The sequence below is a fragment of the Pseudoalteromonas haloplanktis ATCC 14393 genome (genome assembly GCF_000238355.1).
GTDB lineage: Bacteria > Pseudomonadota > Gammaproteobacteria > Enterobacterales > Alteromonadaceae > Pseudoalteromonas > Pseudoalteromonas haloplanktis.
In genome coordinates, this window is the sequence record NZ_AHCA01000007.1 from 220,123 (window position 1) to 240,646 (window position 20,524).

Here is a 20,524-nt window from a genome sequence, read left to right on the forward strand (position 1 = left end):
ACCCACTTGTTTTTAATTAACTTTTTAATGGCACGTTTTTAGCAATATTCTTATAACACGTTTTTGCTATAGCCTTGTTAGCAGACTTAATTAAGTAAGGAACACACATGCAAGTTAAAACAATACAAGAAGTGTACGATTGGACTGTGCTTTTTCATACGCAAATGGCGGCAAATTTTTTTAGTCTTCGCGAGGGGTTAGCGGAGCATAATCGAATGCTCGCCGATTACTTTGTTGAGTACGAAAAAAAGTTAGCTGAAGATATGGTTGGTTTTAAAGCTATCACCGAAATAAATACGTTAGATACTTATTGTTACGAGTACTTTGCTGAAAACCCAGAGTTGATCAATTTCACCGATTTAGATCGTGATACCCGTGTTGATGAGCAAGTCATGCAGGGTTACTTATCTCAGCAGCATAAAAAAGTAATCAACCTTTATGAATACTTACTTAGTCGTGCAGAAACCCCTGCAGGTAAAGAGAAGTTAGCGCAATTGCTAGAGCTTGAGCAGCAAGGCTTAAAGCAAATGATACAAAGCGCTAATCGCCATATGGATATGTAACTGATACTAGGGCCTGTTGACCTTTCAAGGTTAAATTTGCAGCAGTCTGTTAGGTATTTAGGCAAGGCAACGCCTATGTAGTGTGGTTATTCCCCATAAATAGGCGATAACGCAGCATCAATACCAAACAGGCGCTGCCCTTTGGGTTCTGCCAAGGGGCGATTTACTCTTTGTTGCTCGGCTTTTACTTAGTCCACTAGGTTACAAACCTCGCGCCGTGATTAAACCGCCCCTTGTTTGAACAAATTTTAATCCGCAAAGATCAACAGGCCCTAATATTCAGTTGATAAGTAAAGTAGCTTACGGGATAGCACTTATCCCGTTTTGTATCTAAACAAAATCGATTAAAAATCCCACTTTTTTCAAATACTTTTGCTCTTGCTGTAAATCTGCATGCAGCAAGGTTTGCTCACTGAGCCAGCCCAGTGGAAACTGCAATAACATACTATTACCTTTTACAGAAACTGCTAACTCCTGATGCTGGTCATTCAAGCGCTTTTGGTTAAGTAATACTGCTAATCGCAGTAAGACAATTAATTGCAATATTTGAAAGTGTGGTACTGAAAGTAGCGTTGGAAATTGCTCTAAACGCACTTTTTTACGGTAAAAGCGTATCATGCAGCTAAGCAATGTTTGTTGCTGCTGCGTAAATCCAGGTAATTGGCTATTTTCAACCACATACGCACTATGCTTATGTAAGCCCGATGAATTGATTCCTAAACCTACTTCATGTAACTGTGCAGCCCATAGCAACAGCTGATGATTATCTAACGAGTCAAGTTGCCATTCTTTTTGTACTTGTAGGAATAACCAGTCAGCAGTGTTTGCAACACGTTGAGCATGAACCTTATCGATTGTGTTTCTTTCGCTTAAATTAGCAATAGTGTTGGTACGTATATCTTTAAGCGCTAATTTTTGCTGCATTTCATGGAGCAGGCCTTCTCGTAGTGAAAAGTCGCTATAATCCATTTCAGTAATATTAAATAGCTGAAAAATAGCAATTAAAATAGCCAAGCCACCACAAATACTTACTTGGCGCTCAGGGCTTAAACCTTCAATTAATAAGTTATCAATGGTTTTTGCAGCAATAAATTGGGTTTTTAGTTCAAGTAACCGCTCTAAGGTGATATTTTTTTGTTCAGGGTCATTAGCACTGATCATCGCAAGTATTGATTTTATAGTGCCGGAGGTGCCCACCACAGATTGCCAGCCAGTATTAATATAATTGGCAAAAATAACTTCAAGTTCTTGCTCGGCTTTTATTTGTGCTTTGTTAAAACGTTTGTCGTTAATAATACCATCGGCAAAAAATTGCTTGGTATAGCTTACGCAGCCCATATTGCGACTTGAGAGCAGCTTATGTTTAAAATGCTTGCCAATAATTAGCTCGGTACTACCACCGCCAATATCAATCACTAAACGGTTTTCATCATGATGAATATAATGAGCAACACCTTGATAAATTAACCGAGCTTCCTCTTGACCTGAGATCACATCAATATGGTAGGGGAAAACGTTACTTGCTTGAGTTAAAAATGAATTAATATTTTTAGCACGTCGTAATGTATAGGTTGCGGCTATTTTTACGTTACTTGCTGGAAAGTCTTGCAGCGTGTTGGCAAACTGTTTCAATACAGCCAATGCTCTGTCTATCGCAGTTTGGCTTAGTTGGTTTCTATCATCTAAGCCATCAGCTAAATAAACCCGTTGCTTTTCTTTGTGAAGAATTTGCAAAGAGCCATCGACTTCTCTGGCAACGACCAAATGAAAACTGTTGGAGCCTAAATCGACCGCAGCTATTGAGGGATAATCATTCATTATTATAATTGCCTTCCCATTTTTTTAAGTGATCGTAAATTGCAATTTGCGAGCGAATTTTCTTACGATTTCCGCGTCTTACATAATGGTTCTTTTGTTCACTATCAATAATACGCGCTTTGGTGCGATCTTTAAATTGTAGCTCAAGTACATCGATGATCAGCTGTTTGAGTTTTTCATCATAAATAGGCACGCCCACTTCAACCCGATGATCAAGGTTACGAGTCATCCAATCTGCGGATGAAATATACACTTTTTCATCGCCGTTATTAGCAAATACCATCACTCGCGGGTGCTCTAAAAAGCGATCAACAATACTAATAACGCGGATGTTGTCGCTAAAGTTAGTAAGGCCCGGTACTAAGGAGCACATACCACGAACTATAATCCTAATTTTAACCCCACTACGCGCCGCTAAGTACAAACAATCGACTAGCTCTTTATCAACTAAGTTATTTATTTTTAATGTTATTCTACCTTGTTTACCACTTTCGGCATGAGCAATTTCTTGATGAATTAAACCAATTAGCAGTTGTCTTGCGTTTACTGGCGAAATCATTAAGTGTTCAAATACAAAGGGTTTATAGCTACTTTCAATAAATTTAAATACGCTATCGCTTTCATCACAAATGCCTTGATGCTTAGTGAATAAGCTAAAGTCAGTGTAGATTTTTGCGGTCTTTTCGTGAAAATTGCCAGTGCCGATATGGGCGTACTTAACGATTTGGCCTTTCTCGCGACGGTGCACAATACATAACTTACTGTGTACTTTGAGTGCAGGAATGCCAAAAATAACTTTAATACCGGCACTACTGAGCACTTTTGCCCACTCAATATTATTTTGCTCATCAAAACGTGCTTTAAGTTCAACCATTACCGTTACTTTCTTGCCATTTTTTGCGGCATTAATAAGTGACGATATAAGCCGTGACTTGCTCGCTACGCGATAAATGTTGACCTTAATTTGTGTCACATTAGGATCAAATGCAGCTTGGCGAACATACTCTAGCAAATGGTTAAATGTATGATACGGATAGTAAAGTAAGATATCTTGTTGACTAATCGCTGCAAATATACTGGCATGGTTGTTAAAGGCTGTACTTTGTAAAGCGGGCAGTGGTTTGTTCTCTAAATATTGGCGGCCAACATTGGGAAAACCAATAAAGTCTCTAAAATTACGGTAGCGGCCGCCGGGGATCAAGGCGTCGTGGTGAGTTACACCTAAGCGCTTCTTCATTACTTTGAGCATCGATTCAGGCATTGTTTGATCATAAACTAATCGCACCGGCTCGGCATAAATGCGTTGTTTAAGGCCCTTAGACATTTTATCTAAAATGCCTTCTTCTAATTCATCATCGAGGTTGTATTCTGCATCACGAGTTAATTTTATGGCGTAACCTTGAATGTTATCAAAGTCAAAAAAACTACTAAAAATATCACTTAAGAAGAAGGTAATAATATCGTCTAACATCACAATAGTTTTATGACGACGAGTTTTCTCAGGCGGTAAAATAATAAATCGAGGCACGCGATCGGTTGGTACTTCAAGCATGGCGTAATGGCTTTTGTCATTACTCATCTCAACAAACATATACGTCATGGTATCGTTGATTTGATCTGAATAATCTTTGTTTTCATCTAATAAAATAGGTGAGATATGCTGTAATACGTTATCGAAGAAAAACTTTCTTAACCAATTGGTATGAAACTCACTCAGCTGCTCAGGTCGGTCAACATGAATATTGTGAGCAATCAGATCTTTTAAAATTTGTTCGTGGATCTGGTTAAATTTTTTGCCTAACTGCAGTACTTTTTGTTGAATTTGAGTCAGTAAAATTTCGTCTTCATCAAAGTTGGTATCAGGGAGTTTGTTTAATAAAATACGACGTTTAACATCGGCAACACGAACTCTAAAAAACTCATCCATGTTATTTGAAAAAATCCCCAAAAAACGAATGCGCTCAATAATTGGGTTACTTTTATCTCGCGCTTCTTGTAATACGCGATCGTTAAAAGACAGCCAACTTAACTCTGGGGCGAAATAATTAATCGTTTGAGGTACATCAGCACAGGCGTTCATATTCTATTCCTTGGATAGTAACTGAACAAAATATAAAGTACTTAGATGACAAAAAAATGACAAACGTGTCACTTTTGTGACACGCCAATAGGTGTTAGGGGTTGCGTATTACAGTGGCTTAAGCGTCTTCAATATCAACAATTAGATCTGAGGTAATGGCTTCTAATGCTGCGACTACTTCGTCTTTATTCATCCCTGTAGGTAGCGCAACTGTAGCTACTGCGCTAAAAATAGGCACTCCCCAGTTTGGTGCGCTTTGCTGTTTAGAGTTTAAGTGGGTGATGTTTGCACCTTTGTGACGTAGCACGCCTGCAAGTTCTTGAATAATGCCAGGGCGGTCATTACCTGTGATCACAAAGTTAAGCTGTTCAGCTGGTGTATCAGGTAGTTCATCAGTGCCAGTTTCAATGCGCACTTCTAACTGTGGTAGGCTGTGTAGCGAGTCTTGTAATTCTTGCAAATGTTCAGCAGGGACTGCTACTTCAATAATACCAGCAAAATGGCCTGCTAAATGGCTTAAATTACTGGTAAGCCAGTTACCATGATGATTTAAAATTGCAGAGGAAATATCCTCCACAAGTCCAGAGCGATCTTGCCCCAAAATTGTTATAACTAATTGCTTCATATAATAAATCCTTTAGGTGCCGTAATTAAATAATAAATGCTCAGGCATGAAATTGTTGTTATATTAAAAAGAACCGAATTGAGTATTGACTCAGCCTCCAAATTTGTCCAATTTTTTTACCATTAGTTCAATTTAAAAACAGTAATATAGTGTGAGTTTATCAGATGAATTCTCTAAACTTATGTTATTTAATAATAAATCACTAAGTTGAAAGTTTTTCAATTTGTCATAAATTTTTAACATGTTGAATATCAACAGTGTTTAATTGGTTGTAATGAATATAACGACAAACCCTAAGCAATTATGACGCTTGTAACAATACTGTCATCTTGGTGAAATATAATCTAGCCAACGTTAAGATTTATAGGTGTTTCGATGACTTCCAATCCGAATAAACCGTCTTTTAATACGGATAGAAGCCGTCTATTCAAAGATCGGTTTGCCCAATTTAGCATTACCGCTGGCGGTATTATGGTATTGATAGCTTTGCTATTGATATTTTTCTATTTGTTGTACGTTGTGCAACCTATTTTCGAATCAGCGAAAGTAGAGACACGTGATAGCTTTCCCCTAAGTAATGCAGAGCAAATTGTAGGTTTAGGTGTAGAAGAACAAACCGAAGTGGCCTTTTTACTAAGCCAACAAGGCAGCGTTGATTTCTATAGTGTTGAGAAACAAAGTTTCGGTAAGAAACTTCAAAGCTTAGCGATTCCACTAGAGAGCGATGTGAGCAGTTTTGCCGTTAGCGCCCCTTTTCAAGGGCATTATGCATACGGACTTGAAAACGGCTCAGTGGTTTTAGTTGCCCCTAAGTTTTTAGTCACGTTTCCTAATAATGAACGTCAATTAACACCGCGCTTAGGTTATCCGCTTGGTGAGGATTCACCATTACAAGTTGACGCTGAAGGTGCCGCAATTAAACAGTTTGCTTTCAGTCATTTTGAAGATAAAACCGCCGTTGTGGCACAAACTGAAGACAAGCGCGTTATTTTTAGTAGCTTTGTTGCTGAAGAAAACATGTTCAGCGGTGAAGTTGAGTGGCTCATTGAGCGCACCGAACTTGATGTGGAAGGGCGTGTTGACCAACTATTAATGTCACCAGATACCACCCGTACTTTTGTTCGTTCAGCCAATCAAATTTATGTTTATGATACGCGTTATCCAGGTGAAGTTGAGCTGATTCAGATGCTGGCTGCAAATGAAGAAAATGCCAACCTAGTGGCGGCACAGTTATTAGCTGGCGCTAATTCATTGATGCTGGCTAATGATAATGGCGAAGTATCACAGTGGTTTGAAGTTAACACGGATACTGGGCGTGAATATCAAAAAATACGTGCTTTTGAAACGTCAAAACAGCCTAAGTTAGATATCTTCACTGAGTTCTATCGTCGTACTTTCTTCACCACGAGTAGTAACGGTGAGCTTGGTGTGTATTACACCACCAGTGAAGCTAAATTATGGCAAGGCAAAATCAGTGACGGCCCGATTGAAAACTTTGCTGTTGCACCGCGCTCAAATGCGGCGCTTATCTTAGCGGATAATAAACTTACTGTGGTTGAAATTCATAATGAACACCCAGAAGTAACCTGGTCGGCATTATGGCAAGAAGTATGGTACGAAGGTTACCCAGAGCCAGGTTATATCTGGCAATCAACCTCGGCGGGGGATGATTTTGAATCAAAATTCTCTTTAGTGCCAATTTCGTTCGGTACTATCAAGGCTGCAATGTATGCGATGTTATTTGCCGTGCCAATCGCACTTTCTGCGGCAATTTACACTGCTTACTTTATGTCTGGCTCATTACGCAAAGTAGTGAAACCAACCGTAGAAATTATGGAAGCATTACCAACTGTAATCTTAGGGTTTTTAGCGGGTTTGTGGCTTGCTCCACTTATTGAAGAGCACTTGCCAGCCATTGTCGGCTTATTGTTTATGCTGCCTGTGGGGATTCTATTAACCGCATTTGCATGGACCAAATTACCACAAAGTATTCGTCACCGTGTACCAGATGGGGCGCATTCAATTTTACTTATTCCAGTGTTGTTATTAATTGGCTGGTTAGCATTTGCGATGAGTGGCGCAATCGAACTTTGGATGTTTGACGGTAATGTGCGTCAATATTTAACGAATGAACTTGGTATGACATTTGACCAACGTAACTCTCTAGTTGTTGGTATTGCAATGGGATTTGCGGTTATTCCAACTATTTTCTCAATTGCAGAAGATGCTGTGTTTAGTGTGCCAAAGCATTTATCAAATGGTTCATTAGCGCTGGGAGCAACGCAATGGCAAACATTGGTAAGTGTTGTGCTATTAACTGCCAGCCCAGGTATTTTCTCAGCAGTGATGATGGGCCTCGGTCGCGCCGTAGGTGAAACCATGATCGTACTGATGGCAACAGGTAACACGCCAATAATGGATTGGAGCATTTTCCAAGGTATGCGTACTTTAGCAGCTAATATCGCAGTAGAAATGCCAGAGTCGGAAGTGGGTAGTTCACACTATCGAATTCTATTCTTAGCCGCATTTGTATTATTCATATTCACCTTTATTTTTAACACAATTGCTGAGTTTGTTCGTCAGCAGTTGCGTGATAAATACAGCTCGATGTAAGTAGGAGACACGACATGGTAAAGCAGTGGTTTAAGTCAGGTTCTCCTTGGATATGGATGACAGGTGGTGCGGTTAGTATCAGTCTGATTTCTGTATTAGGGTTATTAGCCATGATCGCTTGGAAAGGATTAAGCTTTTTCTGGCCATCACAAGTTGTACAGCTCGAGTTGCAAGGTTCAGTTGCACAACAGACTGTTATTGGTGAAATCTATGACCGTGAAATGGTGCCAAAATCGCGCCTTGAAGCTACCGGTATTGATTTATCTGGTTTCGATAAAGAGCAGTTAGAACGCTTTTTGATTAAAACCGGTAACCGTGAGTACGTAGACTTAGATTTTCGTTGGGTACTTGAGACCGACATTAAATCAAATACTAAACCTGCCGCTATCGCTGTATTTGAGCGTAGTAAAAACGGTAACTTTTACGGCTATGTTGAGCAAGTTATTAAAGACGGTGAGGTTGTTACCGGCAATAAAATCGCCGTATTAGAAGAATTAGTAGATCGTGCCGTTGATTTAAATGAGCAAGCCCTTGATTTACAAAACGGTGATATTGGCCATATTAACTACGAACTAGAGCGCCTACGCTTAAAAGAGAAGTCGTATTTACTTGATGATGCTTTAACCGATGAGCGCGTTGCAGAGCTTGCACAAGCTCGCGCAGAATTAAGAGCTGAATATAGCGTGTTAGAAAAGCAATTGTTTGCACTGCGTAAACAAGCTAAACGTGACCAAGTAACTGTAAAAGATATGCGCGGTGAAATCGTTACTTTACCGCTATACCAAGTACTGGACTTTTGGTTTCCAAATGACATGGGCTTTTTTGCAAAATTAGGTCACTATTTTGTACAGCTAGGTAAATTTGTAGCAGATGACCCCCGTGAAGCGAATACTGAAGGCGGTGTATTTCCGGCAATCTTTGGTACAGTGTTTATGGTTATGCTGATGGCTGTGATAGTCACGCCGTTCGGGGTTGTGGCAGCTATTTACTTACATGAGTACGCTGCGAAAAATGCAGTAACTAAAATGATCCGCATCGCGGTAATTAACTTAGCAGGTGTCCCCTCTATTGTTTACGGTGTATTTGGCTTAGGGTTTTTTGTTTATGTATTAGGTGGCAGCTTAGATCAGCTATTCTACCCTGAAGCATCACCAAGCCCTGTATTTGGTACACCAGGGGTAATGTGGTCAGCGCTAACCTTGGCTATTTTAACCTTACCAGTTGTAATTGTATCAACGGAAGAGGGCTTATCACGTATTCCAAGTACGGTACGTCATGGTTCATTAGCATTAGGTGCTACGAAAGCGGAAACCTTATGGCGTATCATTGTACCAATGGCAAGTCCGGCTATAATGACAGGTTTAATATTAGCGGTTGCCCGTGCTGCCGGTGAAGTTGCGCCGTTAATGTTAGTTGGTGTTGTAAAAATGGCACCGACATTACCGCTTGACGGCAACTTCCCGTACTTTCACTTAGATCGCAAGTTCATGCACTTAGGCTTTCATATATACGATGTTGGTTTCCAAAGCCCGAATGTTGAGGCGGCTCGTCCGTTAGTCTATGCCACCGCATTCTTGCTAGTATCAGTGATTATTACCCTGAATATTACCGCAATCGGCATACGTAACCATTTACGTGAAAAGTTTAGATCGCTTGATCAATAATTAGTAAAGATTTTATAGGTAACAAACATGATTACAGTCGCTCCACAAGTAAACCAATCAAGCAGTAGTTTGAAATTGGATTTAGACAATTTAAGCACCGAGCAAACAGCACTCGAGATCAAAAACTTAGATCTTTACTATGGTGAAAAACAAGCGCTTAGCTCAGTAAGTATGAACATTCCTAAAGGCCAAGTAACGGCATTTATCGGGCCATCGGGCTGCGGTAAGTCAACATTGTTACGTTGTATTAATCGTATGAACGACTTGGTAGATAGCTGTCGTATTGAAGGTGAAATCTTACTTCATGGCCAGAACATCTATGACAAAAGTGTTGATGTAGCGGCGCTACGTCGTAATGTAGGTATGGTGTTTCAGCGCCCGAACCCATTTCCTAAATCAATCTACGAAAATGTAGTTTATGGCCTACGCTTACAGGGTATTAAAGAAAAACGTAAATTAGACGAAGTTGTTGAACAGTCATTACGTGGTGCAGCATTATGGGATGAAGTAAAAGACCGTCTTCATGATAGTGCTTTTGGTTTATCGGGTGGTCAGCAGCAGCGTTTAGTCATTGCCCGCTCTATTGCTATTGAGCCTGAAGTGTTATTACTTGATGAGCCAACATCAGCGCTGGATCCTATTTCAACACTGGTAATTGAAGAGCTAATCAACGATTTAAAAAATAAGTTTACCGTTGTTATTGTTACCCACAACATGCAACAAGCTGCACGGGTTTCTGATCAAACGGCCTTTATGTACATGGGTGAGTTAATTGAGTATTCAAATACCAATACCTTGTTTACAACCCCAGCGAAAAAGAAAACTGAAGACTACATTACCGGCCGTTACGGTTAGTAAATCAGTCATATAATTTTCGGGTGACGTAACCAATTTTGATAAGAAGGTAGACAATGGAACACAATATTAATAAGCATATTTCTGGCCGCTTTAATCAAGAGCTAGAAAATGTCCGCAACCATGTATTAAGTATGGGTGGGTTAGTTGAGCAGCAACTTAATAGTGCGCTTGATGCGGTAAGTAATGGCGATGCTGAGTTGGCCCGTAAGGTCCGTGAAAACGACTATAAAATAAACGCCATGGAAGTGAGCATTGATGAAGAGTGCACGCGCATCATTGCTCGTCGTCAGCCAGCAGCTAGTGATTTACGCCTCGTTATTGCCATAGCGAAAACCATTGCAGATTTAGAGCGTATTGGTGATGAAGCGGAGCGTATTGCTAAAGTTGCCCTCGATTCGTTTACTAAAGATCAGCAAGATTTATTGGTGAATATCGAAAATATGGGTCGGCAAGTTTCAAAAATGCTGCATGATGTACTTGATGCTTTTGCCCGTATGGATGTGCAAAAAGCGTTTGAAGTACATAAAGAAGATGCCAAGGTTGACCGAGAATATGAAGCAATTACTCGTCAGATTATGACTTACATGATGGAAGATCCGCGTTCAATTCCAAAAATCATGGATCTAGTGTGGTCAGTGCGTTCATTAGAGCGCATTGGAGATCGTTGTCAAAATATTTCTGAGTACATTATTTATTTTGTAAACGGCAAAGATATTCGTCATACATCTCAAGAGGATATCGAAAAATCGTTATAGATTATTCGTTATCTTTGTTTTTTTATGAAAGCGGCTAATTGCCGCTTTTACTGTTACCACTATAATTAATATGCTGTTACAGCGACTTGGATGTAATAAAAGCATTCACAATCGCGGTGAATGCTGTAAAATTCACGCCGCAAAGCATACTAATTTGATTTAAGGGTCAGTTATGCCTACAAACGCATTTCTAGGGGTATTCGCAAAATCTCCTATAAAGCCAATGGAAGATCACATAAAGAAGGTACATCAAGCAAGTAAAGCTTTGATCCCTTTTTTCAATCATGTATTTAAAGAAGAATGGCAACAAGCAGAAGAGATTCGCTTGAACATTCGTAATTTAGAACGTGAAGCCGACGATATGAAAAGAGATATACGTTTACAACTACCGCGTGGCTTATTTATGCCGGTAGAGCGTACAGATCTGCTCGAACTCGTCACCCAGCAAGACAAAATTGCTAATAAAGCAAAAGACATTGCTGGTCGTGTAATTGGTCGTGAGATGACCATACCAAAAGAAATTCAAACTGATTTCCTAGCTTATGTAACTCGTTGTGTTGATGCGACTAAACAAGCGTCAAATGCTATTAATGAGTTAGATGAGTTATTAGAGACTGGTTTTAAAGGTCGTGAAGTGACCTTAGTCGAAAAAATGCTCGTTGAATTGGATGCAATTGAACAAGACACGGATGACATGCAAATCAAAATACGCCGCCAGTTACGCGCCGTTGAAGGTGGCCTCAATCCAATTGATGTAATGTTTTTATACAAAATCATCGAATGGGTCGGCGAACTTGCAGATATTGCAGAGCGCGTAGGTTCACGTCTTGAGCTGATGTTAGCTCGTTAATTTACACTCAGTTCAATAACGAAAGATTAGGGTTACACAATGGATATCATTGCATCTTATGGCACGGTATTAATTATAATTGCCGCAGCAGTCGGTTTTTTTATGGCTTATGGCATTGGCGCGAACGACGTTGCTAATGCGATGGGCACATCGGTAGGTTCAAAAGCATTAACCATTAAACAAGCAATTTTTATTGCGATGATTTTTGAGTTTGCAGGCGCCTACTTAGCTGGCGGTGAAGTAACATCGACAATTCGTAAAGGTATTATCGATTCAACACCATTTTTAGAGCTTCCCGAACTGATGGTGTTGGGTATGATCTCGGCATTATTTGCAGCAGGTAGTTGGTTGTTAATTGCATCCTTTTTAGGTTGGCCGGTATCAACAACGCACTCAATCATTGGTGCTATCATTGGTTTTGCATTAGTTGCTGTTGGCAGTGAAGCGATTCAGTGGAATAAAGTGGCAGGTATTGTTGGGAGTTGGATTGTTACCCCTGCAATTTCAGGCTTTATCGCGTATTTGATATTTATGAGTGCGCAAAAACTGATTTTTGATACAGACGCACCACTTAAAAATGCCAAACGTTATGTGCCTATTTACATGGGTTTAGCGGGCTTTATTATGTCTTTGGTTACTATCAAAAAAGGCTTAAAGCACATTGGTATTAATATCGGCGCAGTTGAAGGTTATGTCTTAGCGGTTAGTATTGCACTGGTTGTTGCTATTATTGGTAAGGTGGTTATTTCTCGCTTAAAAATTGATCCAAAAGCCGATAAGAAAATGCAATTTAATAACGTTGAGAAAGTATTTGCTATCTTAATGGTACTAACTGCATGTTGTATGGCATTTGCGCATGGTTCGAATGACGTTGCTAACGCCATTGGTCCACTTGCTGCGGTTGTAAACATTGTTGAAAACAACGGTGAAATTGCTAAGCAAGCATCAATCGCATGGTGGATTTTACCTCTAGGTGGTTTTGGTATTGTTGCAGGTCTGGCTATTTTAGGTAAGAAAGTAATCAAAACCATTGGTGAAGGCATTACGCATTTAACACCAAGTCGTGGTTTTGCGGCTGAATTAGCGGCAGCATCTACGGTTGTTATTGCATCAGGTACAGGTTTACCAATCTCTACCACGCAAACTTTAGTTGGCGCGGTGTTAGGTGTAGGTATGGCACGTGGTATTGCTGCTCTTAACATGGGTGTGATCAGAAACATTGTAGTTTCTTGGGTAATTACATTGCCAGTTGGCGCTGCCCTTGCTATTGTTATTTTCTACATACTAAGAACTGCCTTTGGAGTTTAAATCCAGCAGCTTTTAAGTAGCACAGACTTTTAGCTTGAAAAGATCTCAACGCCCTTGGTGTTGGGGTCTTTTTATTTGTGGGTAAAGGAAGTATGACGAACTTACCAAGTATTAAACAGCTGCAGTATTTATTGGCAGTTCATCAGCATCAGCATTTTGGTCGCGCAGCGAGCGCATGCTTCATTGGGCAATCAACACTCAGTAGTGCGATTCAAACTCTTGAAGAAACACTCGGCTGCCAACTCATTGAGCGTGAGAATCGTAGTTTGATGTTTACCGCGATCGGCGAAGAAGTTGTCGAGCGAGCACGGAAAATAATTGATGATACACTGAGTGTTAAAGAGCTAACTAAAAGCCATTTAAGCCCGCTTAGTGGTAAATTAACTCTCGGGGTGATCCCAACGATTGCCAGCTTTATAGCGGCGCCTTTATATCACCTTTGCCAGCAACAATTTGCTAATTTAGAGCTGGTTTTAGTAGAAGACACCAGTGATAGCTTACTGGATAAGTTAGAGCATGGTCATATCGATATGGCCTTATTAGCATTACCTTACGACACCGATAAGTTTCATACTCAAATATTAGCGCAAGACCATTTTAGTCTAGTGCATCATAAAGACTACTTGCCAGCTAAGAACATTGAAGATTTTAATTTATTACCGGAAGCTAGCGTGTTCTTATTAGAAAGGGAGCACTGTATGACTGGGCATGCGCTCAGTGCCTGTCACTTAAACCGCTCAAGTTGTATTAACCCATTTGAAGCGGCCAGTTTGCATACTTTATTAAGTATGGTTGAACATCAGTTAGGGGTGACCTTCTTGCCGCAAATGGCGATTAATGCCGGTATTTTAGAGCATAAGAACATGCTTGCCACGCCTTCGCAAAGTGACGCGTACCGTGATATTGGCATTTTATGGCGTAAAACAACGGGGCGGATCCGCGATTTTCGTTTATTTAGCCAAACATTAGAGGGTTTTTTACAACACCAATGCCGTTTAATAACGACAAAAGAATAGCTCATTAAGGTGAGCTATTTATTTTTTAATTTATTTTCATCTTTTCCAAACTATCTTCCTCGCTCTATCGACTAACCTAATAAGTAAAATAACTAAGCATTGAGAGCCGTGTTTTTTCAATCAACAGAAACATTAATCGCCAAAGCACAGCAAGGGAATAAACGCGCTTGGCTTAAGCTGGTTAAGCAGCATGAAAGCCAAGTTTATAACCATTGCCTGCGAATGCTCAGTAACCCTGATGATGCGATGGATTTAATGCAAGAGGTGTTTATCTCTGTGTATAAAAGTTTGCCCAGCTTTCGCGGTGAGTCGAGCTTTCATACTTGGGTTTTTCAAATCGTGCATCGTCGTAGTGTTGAATATTATCGTCGCCGTAAGTACTACCAAAGCCTTGATGAAGTGCCTGAACAGGCATGTGAACACAGTGAGTTGGAAAATAACCAATTAATGCAAGTTCAACATCAACAATTAACAACAATGCTGAATAACTTACCGTGGGAGCAGCGCTTGGTGGTAGAGCTAAAGTTTTTTCAACATTGCACTTTTGAAGAAATTGCGCAGCAACTCGATATTTCCACCAATACCGCCAAATCGCGGTTATATAGTGCATTAGGTAAATTAAAAGTTCATTTGGAGGCCGTTGATGGCTAATTTAGAGTCGCTTTTTGAGCAATGGTTAGAAGGGAACGTTTTGAGTGATGCACAATTACAGCAGCTTGAAAATGATCCTGAATATCGTGCCTTGATGAGTCAAGCACTGGTTTGGCAGCAACATAGCCGCGAATATAAAGCGGCGCCAGTTCCACATTGGGATCGGCAATCAACCATGCCACAGCTTGCTTCTGCAGGTGTATTTGGTATGGCTGGAGCCTGGGCTGTTGCAGCATCAGTGATGATTTGTGCGCTCGTTTTTTTAGTTATGCCAAAGCAGCAGGTGCCAGATCTACTTGAGCAGGTAGCAAAACAAACACAGTTATTAGAGTCACAGCAAAAACAAATAGACCAGCTGCAAAAAATTATCACTGCGCAAAATGAATTGCAGCAGCAGCATATGTATCAACTAGCGAAGGAGGCTATTGCTACCGGACGAGTTGAGCGCCAAGAAGATATTAATAATTTAATTAGCTATATCAAAACCCAGCGTGCTCAAGATCAAGCGTATCTGCGGATGCAACTAAACGACTTAGCCGAACAAGTACAAGAGCAGCCAATGGCTGCCATTGCGAAAAATTAGGAGTAAAGAGCATGAATAAACAACTAATCAGTAGCGCTATAATCACCGTTATAGCGTTTGCAAGCGGTAACCTACAGGCGCAAACCCCAGCAGAATTGGCTGCCATTCAGCGGGAAGTGGGCATTATGGAAAACATTTTAAGTAGTGCTTTACAACAGGATACTGATAAAAAGATCCGCGCCATTTCGGCTAATTATCTAGTTGAGCAGGGGGTAGTATTTGAGTTAGATGTGCGAGGCATAAGCCGCTGGCAGACAATTTTTAGTAGCGTGCCAAATGCGCCGCTACCTCCTTTACCCGATATTGACTTTTCAAATGTGAATGTTGAGTTCATTAGTGAGCAAGTTGAAGTATTCAGTGAGCAGGCCGTTGAATCATCACGAGAAGCTTATCAGCAAGCGATGGAAGTTATGCGCGAAGGTGCGGAGCGAGTACGTGAAATTGCTGAGCAAGAGCGTGATGTTAGCCGTGATTTACGTGAGTTAGAGCGTGAAAAGCGTGACCTAGAATTTGCTAGTCGCCACGATAATAGCGCCGCAGAAAAAGAGCTTGAGCAACGTAAAAAAGCATTAGAAAAAGATATTGCTAAGCTTGAAAAGCAACAGACTACGCTTACTAAGCAGCAACAGCAATTACGTCAAGATATACAGGCAAAGCAAGCTGAGCGCGAAAAACAGCAAGCAGCAGAACAGCAAAAGCTGCAAACACAAGTTAATACCAGCATTAGTTTAACACTATGTGATTACGGTAGTGGCTTGCGTAGCTTACCAAATGATGAGCATGTTAGTTTTATAATCAAAGGTTTAGCAGATAACAATAAACGTTTGATAAAAATATTTAATAAAGCAGATATTAAAAAATGTGTCGTCGGCGACATTAAAGCCAGCGATCTAGCCCTTAAGGCAATTAGCTATCAGTTTTAATTTGATAAAAACGTATCCCTGACCAACAAAGCAGCCTTTGTTACAAAGGCTGCTTTTCATTATGTCCTTCATATTCAAATTGCTTATTGAAGGGGGTAATGTCTGGCAAAAATAATAAATACACCCACACCACTAAATTAAAATAAGGTATTAGCCCTAAGCAGGTGAAAGTTGTAACAGGGTAGCCTTTACGTTCAGCATAACGGTAGCATTGGTAAGTTATCCCTAAGTTTACCACCAGTAATAGCACGATTAGTTGCGTCATAATTCACTCCATAAATTGACAATAGTACTCATAACAATATGTTAGTTGTTCAGTAGTATGTTGTGGTCATTCAGTGATGTCATGTTATTTTTTGAAAATCACTATAATAACAAGACATTTACTAAGCGATAGACAAAGTATAGATGAGTTATTCTAAGATGGAAGTAAAAAAATAGCTGGAATTGTGTAAAAATGTAACAGTTTTAGCTAGGTGATTGTTCGTAAAAAGTTTTGTTTTGTGAAATTTTTTGTAACTGGTGGTTTATTTTTTCTACGGGTACGGGGCGAGAAATAAAGTAGCCTTGGCCATAATCTACGCCAATTTCTTTCAGTGCTAAAAAGATCTCTTTGCTTTCAACATATTCCGCAACTGATCGTTTATCAAGGGAGCGGCTAATATCATTGATCGCTTTAACGAGCGCAAGATCAATAGGATCATTGAGCATATCGCGAACAAACGAGCCATCTATTTTCACGTGTTGAGCAGGCAATTGCTTAAGGTAATTAAAGGTACTAAAGCCTGTACCAAAATCATCGATTGAGAAATGGCAGCCTAAGCGATTGAGTTTTTCAATCATCAGGCGGGTGGCGGTTAAATTATTAATACTGGCCGATTCGGTGATTTCAAAAATAACGCGAGTGGGAACGACCTGATATTTTGCAAGGGTGGACTCGATATGCGGTAATAAACGTTCATCTAAAAACGATTGCGCCGAAAGATTAATGGCAACTTGATTTAGTTCAGGGTTCGCAGCGATGGCTGCAATGGCATTACTGATCACACATTGATCCATCAAGTAAGTATCATTTAATAATTCAAGTGATGGAATAAATTGGTTTGGATAAACCAGTTCTCCGTCAAGCTTTAACCGTAAAAGCGCTTCAAAGTACGCCACGCCACCTTGCTTAAAGTTCCAAATTGGTTGGTAATGCAGTTCAATGTGATTTTGCTGCAGTGCTTGGCGAATACTGTGCCCCCACTCTAAGCCTGCTTGTAAGGTGTTATGGTTGGCATCTTCTTTCGAATAACAATGCACTAAATTACGGCCAAGGCTTTTCGCTACATACAAGGCAATGTCGGCCTGTTTTAAACATTCACTCGGATCGTGGTTAGCGGCGGTTATTTGCGTTAAGCCGATTGAGCAGCTAATAGAATATATTTGCTCTTCAGATTTAAACTGATGACCTTCAATCGCCATACAAATGCTTTCTGCGATTAAGTGCGCATCAAGTAAATTCATATTTTTTAAGATCACCGCAAATTCATCGCCACCAATACGGCATACCAAATGTTCATCACTGATATTAGCAGTAAATAGCTGCGCGACTTCTTTTAGAACAATATCACCTTGTTGATGGCCTTTACTGTCATTAATTATTTTAAAGTGATCAAGATCTATATAAATTAAGGCGTGTTCAATGTCGCCATAGGTGCGTTGTGGTTGGCAAATGCGGTTCAGTTGCTGATCAAAATAATAGCGATTATGCAAACCGGTTAAAGTGTCATGTAAGGCTAAATGACGCAGTTGTAACTCTGCTTGCTTGCGCTCATGAATATTGTCGATTGTTGCAGTAATTGTTGCCGCGTTACTACTGTTTTTGATCAGTTGCAGGCGGCACTCAACCCAGATAGCTCGGCCATCTTTATGAATAATTTGCACTTCTACCTGTTGTTGCAAAGCGCCGCCTTGCAAAATACTGCTAATGGTATCAAGCAGTTTCTCTTTGCAGTCATTAATACAAAAATCAGAGAGTGCTTTACTCAAAGTTTCTTTAATGCCAAAACCGCTCAACGCCTCCCATGCAGGGTTGATAAAGCGAATTCGTCCTTGTTGATCAAACTCAAGCACCACAGTATTAAGGTGCAACAATATTCGCTGATGAGCTGAAAATAGCTCTTTATAACGATTTTGGCTTTGGCTTAGCTGTTCCACTTTCTGCGCAAATTCAGCATAACTGACCATAAAATCTTCGCGACGTGCTGCATGGTCACATACTTTTGTGAGTAATGAGTGCTCATAAGGGGCGCGAATAAAATCAGTGACGCCAGAAAGCAGCAGCTGCTCAGCATGATTAGCGTCTTTTGTATCAATAATGGTTACAATGGCTTGCTTGGGGTTGTGCTGTAAAATTTCTTCAACTAATTGGCTTGCTGATCCGGCATGTGCCGCGGTTGCATCAAGTAACACAATAGCAAATTTTTGTTGTAAATAGATAGATAATGCTTGTTTGTTATTAGCCACATGGGTGCAGGCAAAGTTTAGCTGTAATTGTTGGGCTATTTTAGCCGCTTTAGTGCTGTCAGCTTCAAGCAGTAATAAGTCTAAACGACTGCTTTTTTCTAAATGAGTAGATAACACATTGGCCAACACTTGCGGTAGCATATCTTGACGTTCGAACGGTATAACGGCATCTATACCATAACTACGTGCGGTTGTTTCTGCTATGCGTTCACAGTAGATGGGGGGAGTGAGCACAATGGGAGTATTCTTTGGGGTTTTTAATAGCCCTGAACGGATCATACGCGAAAATCGCCAACCGTCGATTTTACCAACATTGAGCCCGGTAATAATGACATCAACAGCTTGAGACTTGAGAATTTCGAGGGCTTGCTGGCTATCTGCTACTTCAAGAAAAGTAAATACATTGAGTCGACTTAAGGTTGACTTAACTGCCTGACGCTCAGCGACACTGGCATTTAAGATCAGCAAACTTAGTTGCTTAGCCATGTAGTCATACCTCTTTTAAACCCAACTTTAATTAAGTTGAGTAGAATAATGCCATTTGTCCCGAACCACAAGAGAACATTGCTGGGTATTTTTATTAAAGGCGTTGGTTGAGCTCATAGCGCGATACAGTTAAACTTGGCGCGACTTTTTTGATCTGGATATATCCTATGCGCGTGGCCGACTTTAGCTTTGACTTACCTGATGAATTAATTGCTCGTTTTCCTAAACAGGATCGAACTAGCAGCCGTTTACTTACTTTAGATGGCCCAAGTGGCGCCGTAGAACATAAAATATTTAGTGATATTCTTGATTTAGTAAATGAAAATGACTTGTTGGTATTTAACAATACTAAAGTGATCCCCGCGCGAATGTATGGCCAAAAAGCCTCTGGCGGCAAGCTTGAAGTGCTGGTAGAACGTGTACTTGATGAGCACCGTGTACTTGCCCATGTGCGCGCTAGTAAATCACCAAAACCAGGCACAACAATTATTCTTGAAGGTAAAGCTGAGGCAACGATGGTTGGCCGTCATGGTGAATTGTTCGAATTGGAATTCACCGCTGAGCAAAATGTTTTGGAAATTCTGAACGATATCGGCCATATGCCTTTACCGCCGTATATTGATCGCCCCGATACAGACGAAGATCGTAAACGTTATCAGACCGTTTACGGTGAAAAGCCAGGTGCAGTTGCAGCGCCAACTGCAGGCCTGCATTTTGATGATTCGCTAATGGCTGCATTAAAAGCAAAAGGCGTAAACATGGCTTTTGTTACTTTGCATGTTGGTGCGGGGACTTTTCAACCAGTGCGCGTGGACTCGGTTGATGACCATATAATGCACTCCGAGTACATTGAAGTGCCTGACGAGGTTGTGGCGGCTGTTGCAGCTACAAAAGCGAGAGGCGGGCGGGTGATTGCTGTGGGTACAACGTCAGTGCGCTCGTTAGAATCAGCGGCTAAAATACATGGCGGCCAACTTGCTAGCTACTTTGGTGACACCGATATCTTTATCTATCCGGGTTATCAATTTAATGTGGTGGATGCCATGGTCACTAATTTCCACTTATCGGAATCAACGCTAATAATGTTAGTTAGTGCGTTTGCAGGACAAGACAATATTATGAGCGCGTATAAAACGGCAATAGAGCAAAAATATCGCTTTTTTAGTTATGGTGATGCAATGTTTTTAACTCGTAAATAAATAGTTCCTTAATGAATGTGATAG

The 20,524-nt window shown here is 40.5% G+C and carries 17 protein-coding genes; 12 read left to right on the forward strand and 5 right to left on the reverse strand.

Annotated features, from left to right (window positions below; all coding sequences use genetic code 11):
* The first annotated feature begins 107 nt into the window (after nt 1-107).
* Nucleotides 108-563 carry a hypothetical protein gene (locus tag PHAL_RS0114605; protein WP_016709166.1) on the forward strand — a complete coding sequence of 152 codons (456 nt, stop codon included), beginning with the start codon at nt 108-110 and terminating at the stop codon, nt 561-563.
* 330 nt (nt 564-893) lie between these two features.
* Here the strand turns inward: PHAL_RS0114605 and PHAL_RS0114610 are convergent, their stop codons facing one another.
* The 3 genes from PHAL_RS0114610 to PHAL_RS0114620 all read right to left on the reverse strand — a co-directional run bounded on the left by PHAL_RS0114610 (nt 894) and on the right by PHAL_RS0114620 (nt 5,086).
* On the reverse strand, nt 894-2,381 hold the full coding sequence (locus PHAL_RS0114610; protein WP_016709167.1) for a Ppx/GppA phosphatase family protein: 1,488 nt from the start codon (nt 2,379-2,381) through the stop codon (nt 894-896).
* On the reverse strand, nt 2,374-4,461 hold the full coding sequence (gene ppk1 / locus PHAL_RS0114615; RefSeq protein ID WP_016709168.1) for a polyphosphate kinase 1: 2,088 nt from the start codon (nt 4,459-4,461) through the stop codon (nt 2,374-2,376). The genes PHAL_RS0114610 and ppk1 overlap by 8 nt, the downstream gene beginning before the upstream one ends.
* Nucleotides 4,462-4,579: 118 nt before the next feature.
* Complete coding sequence (locus PHAL_RS0114620; RefSeq protein ID WP_016709169.1) at nt 4,580-5,086, reverse strand: glycine cleavage system protein R; 507 nt, start codon at nt 5,084-5,086, stop codon at nt 4,580-4,582.
* A gap of 375 nt (nt 5,087-5,461) precedes the next feature.
* On the opposite strand from PHAL_RS0114620, the gene PHAL_RS0114625 reads away from it, so the two are divergent.
* The 10 genes from PHAL_RS0114625 (at nt 5,462) to PHAL_RS0114670 (ending at nt 16,307) form a co-directional block, all read left to right on the forward strand.
* Nucleotides 5,462-7,699 carry an ABC transporter permease subunit gene (locus tag PHAL_RS0114625; RefSeq protein WP_016709170.1) on the forward strand — a complete coding sequence of 746 codons (2,238 nt, stop codon included), beginning with the start codon at nt 5,462-5,464 and terminating at the stop codon, nt 7,697-7,699.
* 14 nt (nt 7,700-7,713) lie between these two features.
* Entirely contained in the window at nt 7,714-9,363 is a 1,650-nt protein-coding gene (pstA, locus tag PHAL_RS0114630) for a phosphate ABC transporter permease PstA (protein WP_016709171.1), read from the forward strand.
* A gap of 27 nt (nt 9,364-9,390) precedes the next feature.
* Complete coding sequence (gene pstB / locus PHAL_RS0114635; RefSeq protein ID WP_016709172.1) at nt 9,391-10,218, forward strand: phosphate ABC transporter ATP-binding protein PstB; 828 nt, start codon at nt 9,391-9,393, stop codon at nt 10,216-10,218.
* Between the two features lie 56 nt (nt 10,219-10,274).
* Complete coding sequence (gene phoU / locus PHAL_RS0114640; RefSeq protein WP_016709173.1) at nt 10,275-10,976, forward strand: phosphate signaling complex protein PhoU; 702 nt, start codon at nt 10,275-10,277, stop codon at nt 10,974-10,976.
* A gap of 172 nt (nt 10,977-11,148) precedes the next feature.
* Nucleotides 11,149-11,826, forward strand: coding sequence for a TIGR00153 family protein (locus tag PHAL_RS0114645; protein WP_016709174.1), 678 nt, complete (start codon nt 11,149-11,151; stop codon nt 11,824-11,826).
* Nucleotides 11,827-11,865: 39 nt separating this feature from the next.
* Nucleotides 11,866-13,134, forward strand: coding sequence for an inorganic phosphate transporter (locus PHAL_RS0114650; RefSeq protein WP_016709175.1), 1,269 nt, complete (start codon nt 11,866-11,868; stop codon nt 13,132-13,134).
* A gap of 92 nt (nt 13,135-13,226) precedes the next feature.
* Nucleotides 13,227-14,150, forward strand: coding sequence for a hydrogen peroxide-inducible genes activator (locus PHAL_RS0114655; RefSeq protein ID WP_016709176.1), 924 nt, complete (start codon nt 13,227-13,229; stop codon nt 14,148-14,150).
* Nucleotides 14,151-14,258: 108 nt separating this feature from the next.
* Nucleotides 14,259-14,801: an RNA polymerase sigma factor gene (locus tag PHAL_RS0114660; RefSeq protein ID WP_016709177.1), complete on the forward strand. Its 543-nt coding sequence runs from the start codon at nt 14,259-14,261 to the stop codon at nt 14,799-14,801.
* On the forward strand, nt 14,794-15,384 hold the full coding sequence (locus PHAL_RS0114665; protein WP_016709178.1) for a hypothetical protein: 591 nt from the start codon (nt 14,794-14,796) through the stop codon (nt 15,382-15,384). Before PHAL_RS0114660 ends, PHAL_RS0114665 begins: the two co-directional genes overlap by 8 nt.
* 11 nt (nt 15,385-15,395) lie before the next feature.
* Nucleotides 15,396-16,307, forward strand: a complete 912-nt coding sequence (locus tag PHAL_RS0114670; RefSeq protein WP_016709179.1) for a hypothetical protein — start codon at nt 15,396-15,398, stop codon at nt 16,305-16,307.
* Between the two features lie 40 nt (nt 16,308-16,347).
* Here PHAL_RS0114670 and PHAL_RS0114675 read toward each other — a convergent pair whose 3' ends face one another.
* Both PHAL_RS0114675 and PHAL_RS0114680 read right to left on the reverse strand, forming a co-directional pair.
* Nucleotides 16,348-16,572 (reverse strand): hypothetical protein, encoded by a 225-nt coding sequence (locus PHAL_RS0114675; RefSeq protein WP_016709180.1) that lies wholly within the window; start codon nt 16,570-16,572, stop codon nt 16,348-16,350.
* A 203-nt stretch (nt 16,573-16,775) separates the two neighbouring features.
* Nucleotides 16,776-19,301: an EAL domain-containing protein gene (locus PHAL_RS0114680; RefSeq protein WP_016709181.1), complete on the reverse strand. Its 2,526-nt coding sequence runs from the start codon at nt 19,299-19,301 to the stop codon at nt 16,776-16,778.
* A gap of 167 nt (nt 19,302-19,468) precedes the next feature.
* Between PHAL_RS0114680 and queA the strand changes: the two genes are divergently transcribed.
* The gene (gene queA, locus PHAL_RS0114685; protein WP_016709182.1) at nt 19,469-20,500 is read left to right on the forward strand and encodes a tRNA preQ1(34) S-adenosylmethionine ribosyltransferase-isomerase QueA; all 1,032 of its coding nucleotides are present in this window, start codon (nt 19,469-19,471) and stop codon (nt 20,498-20,500) included.
* Nucleotides 20,501-20,524 lie beyond the last annotated feature (24 nt).

Excerpts from the sequence above, each read along its gene's own strand:
- PHAL_RS0114605 (WP_016709166.1), top strand. The coding sequence starts at position 108 with ATGCAAGTTAAAACAATACAAGAAGTGTACGATTGGACTGTGCTTTTT.
- PHAL_RS0114610 (WP_016709167.1), bottom strand. The coding sequence starts at position 2,381 with ATGAATGATTATCCCTCAATAGCTGCGGTCGATTTAGGCTCCAACAGT.
- ppk1 (WP_016709168.1), bottom strand. The coding sequence starts at position 4,461 with ATGAACGCCTGTGCTGATGTACCTCAAACGATTAATTATTTCGCCCCA.
- PHAL_RS0114620 (WP_016709169.1), bottom strand. The coding sequence starts at position 5,086 with ATGAAGCAATTAGTTATAACAATTTTGGGGCAAGATCGCTCTGGACTT.
- PHAL_RS0114625 (WP_016709170.1), top strand. The coding sequence starts at position 5,462 with ATGACTTCCAATCCGAATAAACCGTCTTTTAATACGGATAGAAGCCGT.
- pstA (WP_016709171.1), top strand. The coding sequence starts at position 7,714 with ATGGTAAAGCAGTGGTTTAAGTCAGGTTCTCCTTGGATATGGATGACA.
- pstB (WP_016709172.1), top strand. The coding sequence starts at position 9,391 with ATGATTACAGTCGCTCCACAAGTAAACCAATCAAGCAGTAGTTTGAAA.
- phoU (WP_016709173.1), top strand. The coding sequence starts at position 10,275 with ATGGAACACAATATTAATAAGCATATTTCTGGCCGCTTTAATCAAGAG.
- PHAL_RS0114645 (WP_016709174.1), top strand. The coding sequence starts at position 11,149 with ATGCCTACAAACGCATTTCTAGGGGTATTCGCAAAATCTCCTATAAAG.
- PHAL_RS0114650 (WP_016709175.1), top strand. The coding sequence starts at position 11,866 with ATGGATATCATTGCATCTTATGGCACGGTATTAATTATAATTGCCGCA.
- PHAL_RS0114655 (WP_016709176.1), top strand. The coding sequence starts at position 13,227 with ATGACGAACTTACCAAGTATTAAACAGCTGCAGTATTTATTGGCAGTT.
- PHAL_RS0114665 (WP_016709178.1), top strand. The coding sequence starts at position 14,794 with ATGGCTAATTTAGAGTCGCTTTTTGAGCAATGGTTAGAAGGGAACGTT.
- PHAL_RS0114670 (WP_016709179.1), top strand. The coding sequence starts at position 15,396 with ATGAATAAACAACTAATCAGTAGCGCTATAATCACCGTTATAGCGTTT.
- PHAL_RS0114675 (WP_016709180.1), bottom strand. The coding sequence starts at position 16,572 with ATGACGCAACTAATCGTGCTATTACTGGTGGTAAACTTAGGGATAACT.
- PHAL_RS0114680 (WP_016709181.1), bottom strand. The coding sequence starts at position 19,301 with ATGGCTAAGCAACTAAGTTTGCTGATCTTAAATGCCAGTGTCGCTGAG.
- queA (WP_016709182.1), top strand. The coding sequence starts at position 19,469 with ATGCGCGTGGCCGACTTTAGCTTTGACTTACCTGATGAATTAATTGCT.